The organism is Bacillus rhizoplanae, assembly GCF_917563915.1.
GTDB classification, from domain to species: domain Bacteria; phylum Bacillota; class Bacilli; order Bacillales; family Bacillaceae_G; genus Bacillus_A; species Bacillus_A rhizoplanae.
On record NZ_CAKJTI010000008.1, the window covers coordinates 104046 to 121347 of the forward strand.

The 17302-nt window shown below is 37.8% G+C and carries 17 protein-coding genes; 10 read left to right on the top strand and 7 right to left on the bottom strand.

Annotated features, from left to right (window positions below; translation table 11 throughout):
• Positions 1 to 34 precede the first annotated feature (34 nt).
• The 9 genes from LRP84_RS10440 (at position 35) to LRP84_RS10480 (ending at position 4850) form a co-directional block, all read left to right on the top strand.
• Positions 35 to 649 (top strand): spore germination protein GerPC, encoded by a 615-nt coding sequence (locus LRP84_RS10440; RefSeq protein ID WP_230575018.1) that lies wholly within the window; start codon positions 35 to 37, stop codon positions 647 to 649.
• A gap of 6 nt (positions 650 to 655) precedes the next feature.
• Entirely contained in the window at positions 656 to 850 is a 195-nt protein-coding gene (locus LRP84_RS10445) for a spore germination protein GerPD (RefSeq protein ID WP_230575019.1), read from the top strand.
• Positions 851 to 862: 12 nt separating this feature from the next.
• Positions 863 to 1246, top strand: coding sequence for a spore germination protein GerPE (locus tag LRP84_RS10450; RefSeq protein ID WP_230575020.1), 384 nt, complete (start codon positions 863 to 865; stop codon positions 1244 to 1246).
• A 41-nt stretch (positions 1247 to 1287) separates the two neighbouring features.
• Positions 1288 to 1503, top strand: coding sequence for a spore germination protein GerPF (gene gerPF / locus LRP84_RS10455; RefSeq protein ID WP_090915729.1), 216 nt, complete (start codon positions 1288 to 1290; stop codon positions 1501 to 1503).
• Between the two features lie 375 nt (positions 1504 to 1878).
• A complete protein-coding gene (locus LRP84_RS10460; RefSeq protein WP_230575021.1) occupies positions 1879 to 2421 on the top strand; it encodes a helix-turn-helix domain-containing protein in 543 nt (180 codons plus the stop codon).
• Between the two features lie 13 nt (positions 2422 to 2434).
• Positions 2435 to 2656, top strand: coding sequence for a PLD nuclease N-terminal domain-containing protein (locus LRP84_RS10465; RefSeq protein ID WP_230575022.1), 222 nt, complete (start codon positions 2435 to 2437; stop codon positions 2654 to 2656).
• 1 nt (position 2657) lies between these two features.
• Positions 2658 to 3557: an ABC transporter ATP-binding protein gene (locus LRP84_RS10470; RefSeq protein ID WP_230575023.1), complete on the top strand. Its 900-nt coding sequence runs from the start codon at positions 2658 to 2660 to the stop codon at positions 3555 to 3557.
• A 2-nt stretch (positions 3558 to 3559) separates the two neighbouring features.
• The gene (locus tag LRP84_RS10475) at positions 3560 to 4345 is read left to right on the top strand and encodes an ABC transporter permease (RefSeq protein ID WP_230575024.1); all 786 of its coding nucleotides are present in this window, start codon (positions 3560 to 3562) and stop codon (positions 4343 to 4345) included.
• A gap of 148 nt (positions 4346 to 4493) precedes the next feature.
• On the top strand, positions 4494 to 4850 hold the full coding sequence (locus tag LRP84_RS10480) for a hypothetical protein (RefSeq protein ID WP_230575025.1): 357 nt from the start codon (positions 4494 to 4496) through the stop codon (positions 4848 to 4850).
• A gap of 241 nt (positions 4851 to 5091) precedes the next feature.
• Here LRP84_RS10480 and addA read toward each other — a convergent pair whose 3' ends face one another.
• The 5 genes from addA to LRP84_RS10505 form a co-directional block, all read right to left on the bottom strand.
• Positions 5092 to 8817, bottom strand: coding sequence for a helicase-exonuclease AddAB subunit AddA (gene addA / locus LRP84_RS10485; RefSeq protein ID WP_230575026.1), 3726 nt, complete (start codon positions 8815 to 8817; stop codon positions 5092 to 5094).
• Positions 8814 to 12323, bottom strand: coding sequence for a helicase-exonuclease AddAB subunit AddB (addB, locus tag LRP84_RS10490; RefSeq protein WP_230575027.1), 3510 nt, complete (start codon positions 12321 to 12323; stop codon positions 8814 to 8816). The genes addA and addB overlap by 4 nt, the downstream gene beginning before the upstream one ends.
• A gap of 76 nt (positions 12324 to 12399) precedes the next feature.
• A complete protein-coding gene (gene lepB / locus LRP84_RS10495) occupies positions 12400 to 12963 on the bottom strand; it encodes a signal peptidase I (protein WP_230575028.1) in 564 nt (187 codons plus the stop codon).
• 53 nt (positions 12964 to 13016) lie between these two features.
• Positions 13017 to 13616, bottom strand: coding sequence for a TVP38/TMEM64 family protein (locus LRP84_RS10500; RefSeq protein ID WP_230575029.1), 600 nt, complete (start codon positions 13614 to 13616; stop codon positions 13017 to 13019).
• A 306-nt stretch (positions 13617 to 13922) separates the two neighbouring features.
• The gene (locus tag LRP84_RS10505; RefSeq protein ID WP_020059863.1) at positions 13923 to 14123 is read right to left on the bottom strand and encodes a cold-shock protein; all 201 of its coding nucleotides are present in this window, start codon (positions 14121 to 14123) and stop codon (positions 13923 to 13925) included.
• 497 nt (positions 14124 to 14620) lie between these two features.
• Between LRP84_RS10505 and LRP84_RS10510 the strand changes: the two genes are divergently transcribed.
• A complete protein-coding gene (locus LRP84_RS10510; protein WP_230575030.1) occupies positions 14621 to 14830 on the top strand; it encodes a hypothetical protein in 210 nt (69 codons plus the stop codon).
• A 309-nt stretch (positions 14831 to 15139) separates the two neighbouring features.
• Here LRP84_RS10510 and LRP84_RS10515 read toward each other — a convergent pair whose 3' ends face one another.
• Positions 15140 to 15718, bottom strand: coding sequence for a competence protein ComK (locus LRP84_RS10515; RefSeq protein ID WP_230575031.1), 579 nt, complete (start codon positions 15716 to 15718; stop codon positions 15140 to 15142).
• A gap of 280 nt (positions 15719 to 15998) precedes the next feature.
• Positions 15999 to 17273 (bottom strand): isocitrate lyase, encoded by a 1275-nt coding sequence (gene aceA / locus LRP84_RS10520; RefSeq protein ID WP_230575032.1) that lies wholly within the window; start codon positions 17271 to 17273, stop codon positions 15999 to 16001.
• Between the last annotated feature and the right edge of the window lie 29 nt (positions 17274 to 17302).

A 17302-nucleotide genomic window follows, 5' to 3' on the forward strand; every position in this document is an offset into this window, starting at 1 on the left:
TATACCCTCCAGATTGAAAAGGAGGCTTCTAGCAGTGAGTCAAGATCTATACACTTATTTACAACAAATGCAACAAGTGATTCAACAACAACAAGAAAGAATACATGCTTTAGAAACACAACTGGCGCAGCTAACAACACAAGTAGAAGAATTGAAACAGCGTCCATCCTCTTCGATTGGAAAAGTAGAATATAAATTCGATCAGCTAAAAGTCGAAAATTTAAATGGTACATTAAATATCGGTTTAAATCCTTTTACAAGCAACGGGGAAATGATTGAAGACTTTAACGTTGATACTGAAACATTAAAAGTAAACCCTGAAACCCAAGTGAATCCTGATTTTTATCAAGACATCATTCAAGAAATGCACCGCTATCTTGAAGAAGAAGCATATAGTCGTATTCTTCATTTTGAACAGGAAGAACGAACACCTCTTGACGATATGTACCGTCAAATGATGATCGATGACATAAAGCAACAAATGGAACACCGTCTCCCATACTATTTATCTCAAGTACAGCCACATCCAGAAATTACATCTAATCCACAGTATATGAAAGAAGTCATTATCCAAGCAATGAAACAAGATATTGATAAAGCGTTCCTTTCCTTTATTCAGCATATACCACATAACTTCCGAAAGGAGTAAATGCATATGAATTTTACTGTTATTAATCATGAAATCAAAGTAGGAACCATTAGAATGTTTGGGTTATCTTCGTCTGCTTTATTCTTAATTGGCGATGCAAACCTTATTATTTCATCTTCTATTTTAGACACACCATTTGAATCTGTTACAGGAGGTCCGTTTGTACCACTCGTAACTGCTGTACCTACTACTCCTCGATAAGGAGAAATCGTTATGCGACATATTTCAGTTGTACACCAGCCTTCTGTTGTCTCGCTTGGGCTTGGTGCCGTTATTCAAATTGGCGATACAAATCATGTGGACTTAAAAAGCAGAGCGATTGTCGTTCAACGCGAAATTCCTTACTTTTTGTCTCAAGAAGGAAATTGGGAAGCATATGAAATATTTGTTGATGACGAAATCACGATTCCAACTCGTATAAACGAAGTAAACATGAATGTCATTAATGAAAATCCCTTTATCGAAGTAGGCTGTATTACCATTCAAAGTATGTTAAGCGCGGCTTGCCTTCATGTCGGATCTATTGATTACGTATTTTCAAACTCACGTATTTTACAAATTCGCCACTTTGTTACAGAAGAACCTTTTAGCAAATAAATCATATAGTACCATAAAAGCAAAATGAAGTAGGTGAAAATATGCCGTCTGTTGTCGGGAACTTAGTCGTTCAAAATAGTAACGGCTCTTTCAACTTAGGAGACTTCTATAATGTATCTCCAAAAGAAAATACGAAAGCTTATAATGGATCTGGCTCATCAAATGTTGCTTTTGTCCTTAATACATTTAACGGTGTAAGTGGTACAAATACATTTGATTCAGATGTAGCTGATCAAGATCAAATCGGAACAGCATAAAGTGAAATTTCCTTCAGTGAGGGGTTTCCACTGAAGGTTAGTTGTACCAATCGGGCGCATGCCAGCAGTTATCCCCCACCTCCCTTCTTCGCTTCTCTCTGAATCTTGAGGTGGGGGTCTTACTGCCCGCGAATAGCGGGATTGTTGATTGGCAATAAAGTCGTTTCATTTACAATAAAGTTATTTAAAAATACCCGTTCTGTTATTCTATAAAATGTCCATATTTCCCCAATAAGTATAATTGTTCTAAAAAGAATGAGTGTAGTGGTATCCACAAATACACCTTTGAAATATATCTTCTTAATTGTTTGAAATTTTAAAAAATAAATGCTATTATCATTTTATAAAATGATAATAATTGGAGAGGACAATACAATGACAAAAAAAGCTGATTTGCTTCTTCACCCTATTCGAATGCGGATTATACAACAATTGCTGCTAGGTAAACCACTAACGATTGCACAACTTTTAGATGCACTTGGCGATGTTCCTCAAGCTACTTTATATCGTCATATTAATCTTTTAATTGCGGCAAATTTTATTGAGATCATTAATACGAAAAAAGTTAAAGGAACGGAAGAACGAGTGTTTGCGGTCAAAAAAGAGAACTTACAGGTTCCTGAAAAAGAAATTGAAACGACTTCACAGGAAGACCATATTCGCCATTTTTCAGTATTCCACGGTAATTTGCTTCAGTTAGTGACATCGTATCTGACAGAGACTTCCCCAAAACAGTATAAAGAAGATGGATTCGCTTATTGGTATACACCTATTCATCTGACGGATGGAGAATTTCAGGAACTCGTCCAGTCTATTAATAAGTCTATTGAAAAAGTGATAAATAACAAGTCGACGCCTGAACGAACCACTCGAATTTTTGCAGGCATGTTTATTCCACAAAAATCACAAAAAGAATAAGGAGGAATCGCAAATGCATTATGGTTATGAAATTGGGATAGAGGAACTTTGGAATTGGTTGCCACTTCTTCTTCCCCTCCTAATTTTACAATTAATTTTAATTTCTGTAGCATTATGGGATTTGTTAAAAAGGGATCCTAGCAATGAATACAAATGGCTTTGGGTCGCAATTATTGTTTTTGTTAGTATTTTCGGTCCGATTTTGTATTTCACCGTAGGAAGGAGAGAACGGTAATATGGGCATAATCCAGGTGAACCATCTTCAAAAAAATTACGGGAATCGTGAAGTCATTAAAGACATTGATTTTCAAATCGGTGACGGTGAATGTGTCGCTCTCCTTGGTCCAAACGGAGCTGGTAAAACAACTATTATCAAAATGCTTTTAGATATAACAAAACCTACAAGTGGTCAAATTCTATTCCAAGGGGAGCGTCATGACCAAATGCGTCAGTTTATTGGATACTTGCCGCAACATCCCACTTTCTATCCGTGGATGACAGGAAAGGAATTGCTCGAATTCATGGGTGGACTTTCAGGTATAGATAAGGAAAGTTTAAAACAACGAATGCACGAATTACTAGACTTAGTGGGGCTGAGTAAAGAGAAGGATAAGCAAATCGGAACCTATTCTGGAGGAATGAAGCAAAGGTTGGGCATCGCCCAGGCACTCATCCATCAACCTAAGTTACTGATTATGGATGAACCAGTTTCCGCGCTGGATCCACTAGGACGAAGAGATATGTTGGAATTGCTTAAAGTAATCAAACAGAAATCGACCATTCTTTTTTCCACTCATATCCTGCACGATGCGGAAGAGCTTTGCGATAAGATACTTATCTTAAACCAAGGTAAATTGCTTTTTAACAGCTCTATTAATCAAATAATCAAGCAAAATCAACAACCTGTTTTTATTATTCAAGCGCCTCGAGTTAGCGAGTGGGCTCCACAACTTGAAAACGAAGATATCGTTGAATCCATTGTACAAACAGGTAGTTCCGCAAAAGTGCGTGTTAAAAACATTGAACAGGGAAGAATCTGGCTATTAGACAATATTAATCGTTTACAACTGCCAGTTCAAAAGTTCGAACTAGTACAAGAAAGTCTAGAAGAAATCTTTTTAAGGATGGTGAAGTAAACATGAACCACTTATCTGTTCTATTAAACAAAGAATGGCTTGAAGCTCGAAGAAGTTATAAGTTATTGTGGTTTCCTATAGTATTTATGCTTTTAGGAATCATTCAGCCTCTTTCATCCTATTATTTACCTCAAATTTTGCAGGTTGCTGGTGGATTGCCTGAAGGTATGAATATTACATTACCTAAGTTTACTGCAGAAGATGTATTGGCTTCAACCTTAACCAGTCAATTTGATCAATTGGGCTTAATTGTTCTCGTAATTGGTATGATGGGCATCGTTGTATCGGATAAAAACAGCGGAATGCTGACGTTTATTTTGACACGCAACACAACACTAGGCGCGTATTTGCTGAGCAAGTGGATTGGGCAGGCCGCTATTGTCGCAGGTGCAGTTACAACCGGAATGATCACGGCAATATTTTACACATTCTATTTGTATAACTCTGTACCATTAGCTAGAGTCGCGGCAGGGCTTGGCGTCTATTACATTTGGTGCCTGTTTATGTTAACACTAGCATTAATGATGGGCGTTTTACTATCTAGATCCTCGGCAGTTGCTGTGTTATCAATCTTTGTTCTGATTCTTTTGAAAGCCGTAACCGCATTTGGATCTGGATTTCAAGTTTTAAATCCCGCGCATTTGACGAATCATGCAGTCAATATCATGATAACCGGCAATGCTTTACCTCACTTATTACCAACATTAGCTGTAACGTTATTACTCATAGCATTTTTCCTGTTTTTATCAAAATTCTATTTATCTCGAAAAGAGTTGCCTTCTATGTAACTAAATATATATAACAGTAACCTTGATGGAGCATACGTATGAAGAGAACTTAAAAGATAGTAAAGTGAAACTTCCATCAGTGGGAGGCTTACTGTCCGTTACTGCGGGATAAATGAGTCGTGACATTATAAAAAGGAGTAGATAAAAGATGAGTGTTCAAATTGTATTAGATGATAGTGATTTAATATTGAATATTTCAGGATGGACAGCGGTTACTACTTTGAGAAAAATGATAAAAGTTCCTTACACTTCAGTCGAAGAAGTACAAGTGGGAAATTTCAAGTTTCCCTGGACAGCTATTAGAAGAACAGGCATTGCTACATTTGGTTATAAAGCTGGGCTTTTCATTATTGATGAAGAGAAATATTTCTTATCCTATCATGACGCCAATAAAGTAATCATTCTTAGTTTGAAAGGATATGAGTTTGACAAAATAGTAATTGAAAGCGAAGCTCCAGAACGACTAGCAAACACTATTTTGATGCGTTGCTCTTCACATAAATAATACTCTTAGAGGGCTTCATGATCCAGATGTTTGGTCTATCACGAGCAATCCCGCTGATTATTCGCAGGATTGCATAGGTTGTAACAGTCGTTGATAATCCATTGTTAAATAACTTTATTGTCACTTTACAGGGATAACGAAAAAACGGAGGAAATCCCCCTCCGTTTTTTCGTTCTTTGTCCAATCAAACTTTAATCAAGTCCATGCTTATCTACTTGCGACACACTTATTGAATTTTACCTTATTTTACTTGTAATACGTGGCTGCCATCAAAGAAGTATAAATATGTTTCTTTTACTGGTTGATGCAAACTTTTCTCAAGTGCTTTACGATAAAGTTCCAACTGTATTTTGTAGCGTTCTTCTAATGTGGATTTCGCTTGTTCAAACCCACCTGGGAACCGACCTTCAATTGTATCTGTTTTAAAATCAATTAAAACGATGCCATCCTCTTCTTCAATCATACAATCAATAACACCTTGAACGAGGATCGATTCATCTTGCTCATCTTTCCAATCTTGATATGCTTCCTCTGCTGATAACATCATCGTAAATGGCACTTCGCGCTCTACATTTTCTGCAGCTAATACGCGTTTACCTAATTCTGTTTCAAAAAACGCAACAATTTTTTCCGGCGCTATTTCTTCTGCTTGTTCAAATGTTAAGAGCTCTTTATTTACCATTTCAGCAATTTGTTCCTGAATGATTTCAATTGTTATTGCTTTTGCTAAGTTTACATGCTGCATAACAGTATGAACAGCCGTCCCGCGCTCTGCATACGTCAGCCCTTTTTTCTCCATGAAACGCGGGCGTGTTTCAATCGGTGCACGAACTCGTTTTATAAACGTTGTATCACTGCCTTCTTCCACTTGATAGTTTCGTTTAATTTCCGTAACAGATTGCTTTGCTCGGTGCGTTGCTGCATCTTGGAATCCATACTGCCATGTTAATCTTTCATACACTTCGTCTTTTTGTTCACTGCACACAGAAACCGACTTTTGTTCTCGAAGCGCTTCTAATAGCTCTTGCTTTTCTTCTTTTAGTGGCTCCGGTGCTTGCAATCCCGCTCCGTCAATTGCTTCTACTTTCCAGTTCGCATCATACTCATATATATCAGTTGGAATATTTCCTTGTCCCATCTCAAAAAGCATATCACTATCTCTATGTCTGCATAATGACGGTGCAATCCAATCTAAATAACAAGTTGCTCCGGCACGTACATAATCCGGCAATAACCAGTCGGTATGCTCACGTGCATCGAGCCATTTTTGTATTTCTTTTTCTTTATCTTTTACTGTCCCAATTAAAATGAGCTTTTCTTTCGCACGTGTTAAAGCTACATATAGCACACGCATTTCCTCTGCAATGAGCTCCATTTTCATTTTCCGCTTAATCGCTAGCTGTGATAATGTCGTATATTTAATACGCTTTTTCGGATCAATAAACTGCGAGCCAAATCCAAAATCTTTATGCAGCAAGAAACGCTTCATTAAATCTTGTGTGTTAAAACGTCTTCCAAGTCCTGCCACAAACACAACCGGAAACTCTAATCCCTTACTTTTATGAATGGTCATAATACGAACAACATCCTCTTGTTCTCCAAGAGCACGCGCTGTACCCATATCATCACCGCGTTCTAAAATACGTTCAATAAAACGTAAGAAGCGGAATAAACCGCGAAATGAAGTCGCTTCATATTGGCGAGCGCGATCATATAACACGCGGAGGTTTGCTTGACGCTGCTTACCAGCAGGAAGACCACCCACAAAGTCATAATAGCCTGTTTCCCGGTACACTTTCCAAATTAAATCAGAGAGCGACTGCTGACGAGCAAATTCACGCCAAACTTGCAAATGTTCGTAAAACCATAACACCTTCTCATGCAATTCTTTCTCTTCTTCTAACGGTGATCCTTGCAAGAAAGAGCGCATCACTTCATAAAAGGAGCCCTTTTTCCCGTGAGTACGTAACATTGCAAGGTCTTCGTCTGTTAATCCAACTATAGGTGAACGCAGAACAGCTGCTAACGGAATATCTTGCGCTGGATTATCAATTACGCGAAACAAATTCATCATAATATTCACTTCTGTCGCTTCAAAATAGCCAGTCGAAAGCTCTGCATAAACCGGAATTCCTTGTTGTTTTAATTCTTCCATAATTTGCGGCGCCCATGGCATAGAGCGCAGTAAAATAACAAAATCACGGTAAGTAACGGGGCGCATACCATTTGTTTTTCGGTCATACACTTCATAACCAGAATCGACCATTTCCTTTATTCTTTGCGCAATGAGGCGTGCTTCTAATTGTGCTTTTTCTAATCCCACGCCTTCCTCTTCATCCACTGCTGTGCTGTCTGATTGATGAATAAATAACAGCTCTGCTGATGTATCCGCTCCGTCTGGATAACTTGCTCCAAGTTTCAACTCAGCGTCTTCATCATAATCAATCTCCCCGACAGCCTCGCCCATAATTTGTTTAAAAATAAAATTTGTCCCTGCTAGTACTTCATGACGGCTGCGGAAGTTTTTTGCTAAATCAATTTTCATGCCGCCATCTATACCTTCAGATGTAAAGCGTCTATACTTCCCTAAAAACAATCCTGGTTCTGCTAAACGAAAACGATATATGGACTGTTTTACATCGCCCACCATAAATAAATTGCCGTCTTGCTCAGAGTCTTTTGTTACTAGTTTAATAATGGATTCTTGTACAAAGTTTGTATCTTGATATTCATCGACAAGCACTTCTGTAAATTTATTACGATATTGCCACGCAACTGGTGATGGGCGAATGTCTCCCTCGCTCGAACGTTCACTTAAAATTTGCAAGCAAAAATGCTCTAAATCTGTAAAATCAACTATCCCTTTATCACGCTTAATTACTTGAAACTGTTCGGTAAATATTTTCACGAGATCAACAAGCTTTTGCAGTACGGGATGCATATCTTGAAAATCACGTAAAAAGCTTTCTGGACTGCGGCTAAATAATTCTTCGTGCAATTTCTTTACTACATCCTTCGCTTTATTACGTAAAGAATCAACCTGTTCCACAATCACTTCATTATAATCACTCTTTTTAATGCGCTTTAACGTTTGCCAAGAAGCCGTTTGCATCGCTTCGTATGTGCTTGTCCAAGATTCATTCGCTGCCCCGGACAAGTTCTGAAGTAACAGGAGATCAGCTTGCAACGTTTCAACGCGCGGTGCTGGTCCATCTGGTAACATCGCAAGTTCGATTGCTTTTTCTACATATTGTTTTGCCGTTTGAAGCTGAACCTTTACATCTTCCAATAAATACGAGGCACATATAAGATTTTCAATTGTTTTTCCCTCTACGTCATATGCTTCAACCAATTTATCAAGCCAACCGTTTGGATCTGGATGTGCTCTAGATTCTGTATGGAGTGCTAAAATCATGCGCTGCAGGTCATCATCACTACGGTCGCTCGTATAACGATCGACAAGTTCAAAAAACAATTCATTCTGCTGCATGCCGTACTCTGCTTCTAATATGTCATCCAGTACTTCTTCTTTTAATAGTTCATTTTCCGTCTCATTCGCAATGCGAAAACGCGGATCAATATCGAGCATATAATAATACGTACGAATCACTTGTAAACAGAAAGAATGGATTGTCGAAATAGATGCCCGGTTAAGCAGACTTAACTGTTTTCGAATGTGCGGTGAGGCTGGATCATCAATTAATACTTTTTCTAAAGCCTCACCAATTCGGTTTTTCATCTCTTGCGCCGCTGCATTTGTAAATGTCACAACAAGTAAACGATCGACATCAACTGGATTGTCCTCCCGAATCATTTTACGGATAATGCGTTCAACAAGTACCGCTGTTTTCCCGGACCCAGCTGCAGCTGCAACTAAAATATCACGGCCATCAGCAACGATCGCTTTCCACTGATCATCGGTCCACTGACTTCCTTCTGGTTTTGCTGGCCAAGTTTGTATCGTCATGACTGGGTCCCCTCTCTCATTTTCTCTAACGCTTCACTATCTTTCATATCTTGTAACGCTCTATATTTGTTATCTTCTAGAGACTCATCAAATTGACAAACAGAGCGGAAATTACAAAACGTACATGCCGTTTTGTTCCCCATTTTATACGGTGCAATATCAATTACACCTTCTGTAATATCTGTCCCAATGTTTTCAAATGTACGATGTACGTATTTTTGCAGTACATCAAATTCTTGTTCACTTGCAATATCAGAACGTGCGCTAAAGCTGCCATCTTTTTTGAGGCCCGCTGAAATAATATTAGAGCTTCCTGTCGTTAATGTGTTATCCATTAACCGAACAACATCAGCATCTCCAAGGACAAGCCCTTTCATTTTAAATTTCTTTAAAATCTCTTGTTCAATTTCAATCTCTGATACGTCACCTTTCATTTCAACAATTGGATTATGAATATGGAAATAAAGGACTCCTGCAGGATTTGCAGTTCCGCCTTGTTTCATCCATTTGCTTGCGTTTGTCGTAACAACGTCTAAATACGTCAGCATCTGCAGCGCTAAGCCGTAATATACTTCCGTTAAATCTAGTTTTTTAGCGCTCGATTTATAATCAATAATACGTAAAAACGTTCCCGTTTCATCTTCTGCTTTATCAACACGGTCAATTCGGCCGACTACTTCCATTTTCACACCACTTGGTAGTTCAAATTGCATAGCTGGCAATGAATTTGTTCCACCCATACCGAATCCTACTTCTAAATCAACAGGTACAAATCCGCTCGACTTTGCATGCTCTCTTAAAACAAGTGAAGTACGGAAAATAATTTGCTGCAATTTATGTTTTAAATAATGATGACGATTCGAACTTAATAAAATTTGACGCTGTAAAAGCGGTGCTAATTCCTCAATGACTGTGACAGAAAGATATTCACACTCTTTTACTGTTAAATCAGCCCAAGTACGCTTTTCTTTCAACAGCTTATCAGCAATCTTTTTCAAAGCTGCATGGAACAGTTCCCCGATATCTGGTGCATCTAATTTAAAAATATCACGTTCTTTCAAAGATAATCCATGCTGCGCAAAATGTGCATACGCACAGCGATTAAAGAGTTCCATACGTGATACGCTGCCTTTAATTTTGTCACCGTATAACTCCTGACTTACAGTGTTACTCAACTTACGAGCCCGGTTTCGATAAAATAAACTTGATAACACACGGCTACTCTTCTGCTTCCATTCTGGCGACGTAACATAAAAGTTGTATACGTCCCACCAAAAAGAAAGATTCCCTTCAAAACCGTATCGTTTCCAGTTTTGCAGTTGCTGCGTTAAATACGAAAGTGTCACTTCTGGCGTTGCAACATATGAAATTTGCTCACGAGATGACAAATCATTTACATCATTCGTTAAAAATATTTCGGCTGCAGAAGGAAACATTCTTTTCATCTTCTTTATGAAACTAGATGCTAGTAATGTTTTCCCTTCTTCGTCTGCGAGCGGGCAAGAAATATATAACTTCTCAGCTGCCCTAGTAACCGCTTGATAAATGACAAATTGTTCATCTAATAACTTTTGCCGCGCTGTTGGTGCAAGTTCTATTCCCGCTGAAACAAGTACTTCTCGTTCTTCATCAGATAATACACCATCATCTGATGGCGCAGCTGGAATAATCCCTTCGTTTGCTCCAATCACAAATGCTGCCCGAATGTTAGAAAGACGAGAACGGTCAATATTTGCAATTAAAACTTGATCTAAAGACGGCGGAATATTAGCAAACTGGAGTGATTCTAATCCTGTCGTCATAACATTTACAAACATAGAAAGAGACATTTTCTCTTCTCCAAGCATTTCAACGCACGTATCCAGAAGCGTAATCACTTGTTCCCACACTTGGTCATGATCATTCGCAAATAAGAAGTTCCCTTCTTCTTCTGCTCGCAAGCGTAACTCTTCTAATTTTTTCGGAACGTCTAGCTCTTCTAAAAATAAATAGACCGCTTCACACATGCTCATCGTTGTTGCTGCTCGTTTTAATCGCTTTTGCAAGCGAATAATAGGTGTGCGAACAATCTCACGAAGGCGGTTAATCTTTTCTTCCATTTCTCGTTCGTTATCTGTTTGGCCGCCATGTACACCATCTAATGAGCGGTAACGACGATATGTCCATGGTTCTTCTGAAGTCCACCGTTTCCCTTGTACCCCATACGCTAAACAGTAATTTTCAAATTCATCCATTTCATCACGTATTCTCGCTTTATTCACATCTAACGGGTACAACAGTTCGGTTTTCGCGCAGCGAAATACCGCATCGTAACGCCAATTCCCACTAATGACTTCTAAGGCTGAGCGAATTAACTCAATTAATGGATGATGAAGCATCGGACGTTTTTCATCAATAAATAATGGTATATTATAATCAACGAACAACGTCTTGATCATATCGTAATAGCTTTCACCATTGCGAAGAAGAACAGCTATATCACGATAACGACAGCCTTCTTCTGCTACTAACCTACGAATTTCGCGCGCAACACCTTCCACCTCTGCCCGCAAATTAGCCGCAGAATATAGTGTAATCTGTGATTCTCCTTGAAATTCTGCATACGGACGAGAATCATAATGCGCCTCTAAATGCGCAAGTGCTCTTGAAATAAAGCGCGGTTGTTCTCTCATTATAATTGTATCTTCAATAATGATTTTCTCTTCCCTTGCTACTTCCTTTACTTTTTCATATGTTATAAGCGTCTGGTAAAATAAATCTAGCTCATTCGCCTTGCTTGATAGCGTTTGTTCAGCGAGCGTTAATGCAATTGTTATTTTTGCCCCGCATCTTAATAGTTGTCTTACAATTTCTAACTCTTGTGGTGAAAATGTATGAAATCCATCAATATAAATAATGCTATCTTTCACATACTCTGAATGTGGAAGTTTTTCAAATAAAAGCTGCATGTAATCTTCCGAATCTAAGTATTTTCCAATTAACGCTCGTTCAAAATCATCATACAGAAGCTGCAAGTCATACATTTTATTTGCCAGCAATTTCTGTTCATTTCCACTGCTATGAGCGTCTAACTCTTGCCACATCGCATACACATTTGACGGCGTTAAATTGTAGCGTTTAAATTCAGCAATCATACTGCCAAGTTGTTCAAAAAATCCGTTTTGCTCCGCTGCTTTTTGGAAGACATATAATTCTTCTTTACGCGCCTCCACAATTTTACGAAGCAACATGTGCACGCCAGATTCATCAATATGAAGGCGACTTGCTCCGCCCACTTCCTGTAGCACCTTCCACGCTAAACGAGAAAAACTAAATACTTGCGCACGAATCGAGCCGCTCACATTTCCATTAATTAATGCTTGCTGCGTTTGGAACGTCATCTGCTCTGGCACAAGATATAAAATTGTTTCACCTTTTGGGCGATGCTGCAGTGCTTGTTGTACTTCTTGCAAACACAATGTACTCTTTCCACTTCCAGCTCGTCCTATAATAAATCGAAGTGACATGTAAACCCGCCTTTCTATAAATAAACCTCTATCAATCAGGATATATCAGAAAAAGAAGGTAATTCGAAATTTCGAATTACCCTTTAGAGAAATTTGTTTGTACTTCATTGATTGGCCAATAGCGCAAATCAACTTTTCCAACAACTTGTTCTATTTTTACAAATCCGAAGTGACGACTATCCCAACTTCCTAAACGATTATCTCCTATTACAAAGATAAATCCCTGCGGAACAACCTTTTCTCCCGTTAACTCTTCTAGAGTAAAATCACCTGTTAGCTGTCGTCCATGAATTTGCTTTTTATATGCATCTAAATATGGTTCTTCAATAAATTTTCCGTTAATATATAGTTTATCATGTTTGTATGAAATTTGGTCCCCTGGCAGACCGATAATTCGCTTCACATAATCTTCCTGTTTATTTGCATGAAAGACAACAACATCAAAACGGTTTAACTCATCAAGTCGATAACCAACTTTGTTCACGATCAGCATGTTACCATCTTGAAGTGTAGGCATCATCGATTTTCCTTCCACAACATACGTTGCAAAGAAAAAAGTGCGAAAAAATACAGCTAATAAAACACCTATAAAAATGGTTCTCATCCACTCTACGCTTTCTTTTTTCCACTTTCGCTTCATCATGCCACTTCCCTTTCCCTTTTCTATAACAGGGCTGCACTAACTTACGAAGTCTAATCTCTACTCAGTTCAAGCTTTACTTCAACTTTCTTTCCGACATACCATAAAATAAAAATGACACCGAGTACAATAACTGTTTTTACTGGGTTATGCATAAAAGAAGCAAGATCATGCCCAACGTAACTTAGCACGAAAACCATCACAAGCTTACCGAGAGAGAGAGCTAAAACAAATTGCCGTTTACTAATACGCGATAATCCTGCTACAACATTAATGAGTGCTGATGGTGTAAACGGAAAACAAAGTAAAAGAAAGATTGGTGCAAATCCTTTTCGCTCAATCCATGTCATCGCACTGCGTACTTGTGGATGCTTATTTACAAAAGCGAAAAAACGACTTCTGCCAAAACGACGAATGATAAAGAATACAAGCAATGCTCCTATACATGATCCGAGCCATGAATAGAAAAAGCCAAGCCATAATCCAAAAGCAACCGCATTTGCCATAACAAATAAAAAGAGCGGCAAAGCTGGAATAAACGCTTCGATCATCGGAAGACCCATTCCAATTAACGGGCCAAACGCCTGGTAGCTTTCTAACACATGTTTCAAATTTTCTATTGTGAAATATTCTTTGATTGTTTGAAAATCCATTCTACTCTGTACCCCTTTACCTTGCTCTAACGGGCAGTAACATTTTTTCTAAATGAGGAGGATATTTCGTGTAAGAGCCCGATTGGTGCAAACTTTCCATCAATGAGAAAAACATTTCTCAATAGAAGTTCCATTTTTATCTTTTCCCGTTATTACTTTACCATTATTGGACAATAAGGGGAAATAACATATATGACAACTAGATATATATTTATTAGTGTTCCATATTTTTAAGAGAAAATCCTGTTTCAAATAACAAAAAAAGGATGGCATTTGCCATCCTTTTTCACACTATGATCTATAAGATTATAGTTTTACAACGTTTTTAGCTTGAGGTCCACGGTTACCATCTTCTACTTCAAAGCTAACTTTTTCGCCTTCTTCTAAAGATTTGAAACCTTCAGTTGTGATAGCAGAGAAATGTACGAATACATCGTTTTCGCCTGGAACTTCGATGAAACCGAAACCTTTTTCATTGTTAAACCATTTTACTTGACCTGTTTTCATAATAACTTCCTCCTAGAAAATAAATATAATTTGTAGTTTTCACAACATAAAAAAAGAATCCACACATTATCAAATGCGAAACAGAACACATACATAATTTCCTCGCTAGTTTCACGGCATTTGATAACATATGGATTGCTTGATTTAAGTATTCAACTGTACATTAACTATATCATACTGAAGAAAAAATGTAAAACATAATTTGCGAGAAGAAGAAAATATAGAAAAAAACAGATAGAACCTGCACCTAATTCTTTCTATGAAAAAAGTCTCCGACAAGACATATTAGGGACTAAAAAGAGGGTTAACTATATGCGCACATAATAAGATGTGGGAACTCATCTACATGAAAATCATCTCACATACTCGATTTTCAAAACAGCTAAAAAAAATTCTGTTGATAACGGAAAAACCATTAGTTAACATTCCCTTTAAGTATGATATACTTATATCTATAAAACTTAATATATCAGAAAAAAGGTGATATTATAAAAAAGTTGATTAAATCAACTTTTTTAGCATTAAGTTTAGTAATAGGGGCAGGTTCAACTGTTACTTTTGCTGCAGAAACTGAAAATTATGTTCACAAAACACCAACAGTATATGAAAATATAAACACAAGTTCTATTTATCTAAAAATACCTGTCGACTCAAGTTTTGGATCTGGTAAAGTAGTTTGGCAAGTACAACAACCAGATGGAACATGAGAAAATGTTGTGTATCCACTTACAAGAAACCCGCAATATTTTGTAGGTTGTGCGATGTCATTAGGAATTTCAAAACCATCATTATCAATGCCGCAATCTTACAGAGTTAAAATGATTAACTCAACGACTAATACAACATTTATTTCTGACCCTGTAAAGATTACTCCATACGCTAAATACTAATGAATATTGTCTCGATAATAGCCGCACTGTTAATACGGAATTAAAACTCTTATTTTGATTAACAAGTTTTCTATGTATGAACGAGAAAAAGGAGGAATCTACCTTCCTTTTTCTTGTTCCATATCATCAATCTTCTTTCTTTAAAAGATACATCTTCTCATATGCTGGTTTTAGCTCTAAAATTTCATTTTGATTAACCATTAAAAACTTGGGCTCTGTTTGTTTTCTTTTTCTATCTTCAAATTCTGCACGCAGCTGTGCAGTTCGATTTCTTTGATTTTCAAAGCTGTTTTTAGATACTTCTAGTTTAATTGTCTGACCATTTATGAATTCAATGAGAATATTTCCATGCGGAAGTTTTGTCACACTTTCAATATGAAAATGAGATAACCAGGCACATTCTTTGCGAGAGTAAGAAAATGTGGGGAAAAAATAAATATGATCTGTAGGACTGATTGCAATCGGTGCTTTATGCGTAAAACCTGTGTATTCTTTCGTGCCGTCTTTCCGCCCGCCAAAGCTAGCTCCATATTGACGACAGCTTTGCTCCACAATCTCAAGTGGTTTTTGGTACACAAAAAACTCATCACTTTCTTCAATCACGCGCGTCACAATTCGTTTATCTTTCAAAACAATTGGAAGTAGAGCAATCGTTTTTGAATTAATAATGTACTGTGGCGTGTATTTTTCAGCTTCACTAGTCATCTTTTTTCTCTCCTTTTTCATTTTTAGATAATTTTTATGTAATTATCTACATGGATAATTGTACCATTTCAATTTAGGAATACTCGTCATTTTCATTTTTTTTACAATTTCTTATTATTAGATTAAAGTTTCCTTTTATATATCTTTATAAATACTAAATTTAAATAGCGTATTCTTCCTGTATAAAATAACATTTCCTTATATGAAACTTTATACTCTAACCTTTCGAAATATTTGTAACAAAAGAAAAAGCCAGCTCGAAAGCTGACTCTCTCTATTATCATCGCGTAAACTGCTCTTCCTCTGTAGATCCTTTCAATGCTGTTGTCGACGAAGTTCCGCCCGTAACCACTTGTGCTACTTCATCAAAGTATCCTGTACCTACTTCGCGTTGATGACGCGTTGCAGAATAGCCGTATTGCTCTGCTGCAAATTCAGCTTGCTGCAGTTCTGAGTAGGCAGCCATACCTCGTTCTTTGTAACCGCGCGCTAATTCAAACATGCCGTAGTTTAAAGCATGGAAACCAGCAAGCGTTACAAATTGGAATTTATATCCGTAAGATGCAATTTCTTTTTGGAAGTTTGCAATTGTTTCATCATCTAATTTTTTCTTCCAGTTAAAGGACGGCGAACAGTTGTAAGCTAATAGTTTACCAGGGAATTTTTCATGAATTGCTTCTGCAAAACGTTTCGCATCTTCTAAATTCGGTTCAGATGTTTCACACCATACAAGATCTGCATACGGTGCATATGCTAAGCCGCGCGCAATCGCTTGGTCAAGTCCAGCTTTCGTACGGAAGAATCCTTCCGGTGTTCTTTCTCCTGTAATAAACGACTTATCAACAGGATCAATATCACTTGTAATTAGATCAGCTGCATCTGCATCCGTTCTTGCGATAATGAGCGTTGGTACTCCCATTACATCAGCCGCAAGACGTGCTGATACTAAATTGCGCACTGCCGTTTGTGTAGGTAGTAATACTTTTCCGCCTAAATGACCACATTTCTTTTCCGAAGAAAGCTGATCTTCAAAGTGAACACCAGCCGCTCCTGCTTCAATCATTCCTTTCATGAGTTCAAATACATTAAGCTGTCCGCCAAAGCCAGCTTCTGCATCGGCAACAATTGGTACAAAGTAATCAATATCACCACTGCCTTCCATATGCTGAATTTGATCAGCACGCTGTAGTGTTTGATTAATACGCTTTACAACTGCCGGCACACTATTTGCTGGGTACAAGCTTTGGTCTGGGTACATTTGTCCTGCCAAGTTTGCATCTGCTGCTACTTGCCAGCCGCTTAAATAAATTGCTTGCAAACCTGCCTTTACTTGCTGCATTGCTTGATTCCCAGTTAATGCTCCTAATGCATGAATGTAATCTTCACTATGAAGAGAATTCCAAAGCTTTTCCGCGCCGCGGCGTGCTAACGTATATTCAATATCAATCGATCCGCGCAAACGAATGACATCTTCTGCAGAATATGGACGTGTAACCCCTTTCCAGCGTTTAAGCTCCCAACTCTCTTGTAACTGTTGTACTCTTTCATTTACCATTTCTTCCATCCCCTTTTCTTCATTTATCC

Excerpts from the sequence above, each read along its gene's own strand:
- aceA (WP_230575032.1), bottom strand. The coding sequence starts at position 17,273 with ATGGTAAATGAAAGAGTACAACAGTTACAAGAGAGTTGGGAGCTTAAA.
- addB (WP_230575027.1), bottom strand. The coding sequence starts at position 12,323 with ATGTCACTTCGATTTATTATAGGACGAGCTGGAAGTGGAAAGAGTACA.
- LRP84_RS10445 (WP_230575019.1), top strand. The coding sequence starts at position 656 with ATGAATTTTACTGTTATTAATCATGAAATCAAAGTAGGAACCATTAGA.
- LRP84_RS10470 (WP_230575023.1), top strand. The coding sequence starts at position 2,658 with ATGGGCATAATCCAGGTGAACCATCTTCAAAAAAATTACGGGAATCGT.
- gerPF (WP_090915729.1), top strand. The coding sequence starts at position 1,288 with ATGCCGTCTGTTGTCGGGAACTTAGTCGTTCAAAATAGTAACGGCTCT.
- LRP84_RS10505 (WP_020059863.1), bottom strand. The coding sequence starts at position 14,123 with ATGAAAACAGGTCAAGTAAAATGGTTTAACAATGAAAAAGGTTTCGGT.
- LRP84_RS10450 (WP_230575020.1), top strand. The coding sequence starts at position 863 with ATGCGACATATTTCAGTTGTACACCAGCCTTCTGTTGTCTCGCTTGGG.
- LRP84_RS10500 (WP_230575029.1), bottom strand. The coding sequence starts at position 13,616 with ATGGATTTTCAAACAATCAAAGAATATTTCACAATAGAAAATTTGAAA.
- LRP84_RS10515 (WP_230575031.1), bottom strand. The coding sequence starts at position 15,718 with ATGACTAGTGAAGCTGAAAAATACACGCCACAGTACATTATTAATTCA.
- LRP84_RS10460 (WP_230575021.1), top strand. The coding sequence starts at position 1,879 with ATGACAAAAAAAGCTGATTTGCTTCTTCACCCTATTCGAATGCGGATT.
- LRP84_RS10465 (WP_230575022.1), top strand. The coding sequence starts at position 2,435 with ATGCATTATGGTTATGAAATTGGGATAGAGGAACTTTGGAATTGGTTG.
- lepB (WP_230575028.1), bottom strand. The coding sequence starts at position 12,963 with ATGAAGCGAAAGTGGAAAAAAGAAAGCGTAGAGTGGATGAGAACCATT.
- LRP84_RS10475 (WP_230575024.1), top strand. The coding sequence starts at position 3,560 with ATGAACCACTTATCTGTTCTATTAAACAAAGAATGGCTTGAAGCTCGA.
- LRP84_RS10480 (WP_230575025.1), top strand. The coding sequence starts at position 4,494 with ATGAGTGTTCAAATTGTATTAGATGATAGTGATTTAATATTGAATATT.
- addA (WP_230575026.1), bottom strand. The coding sequence starts at position 8,817 with ATGACGATACAAACTTGGCCAGCAAAACCAGAAGGAAGTCAGTGGACC.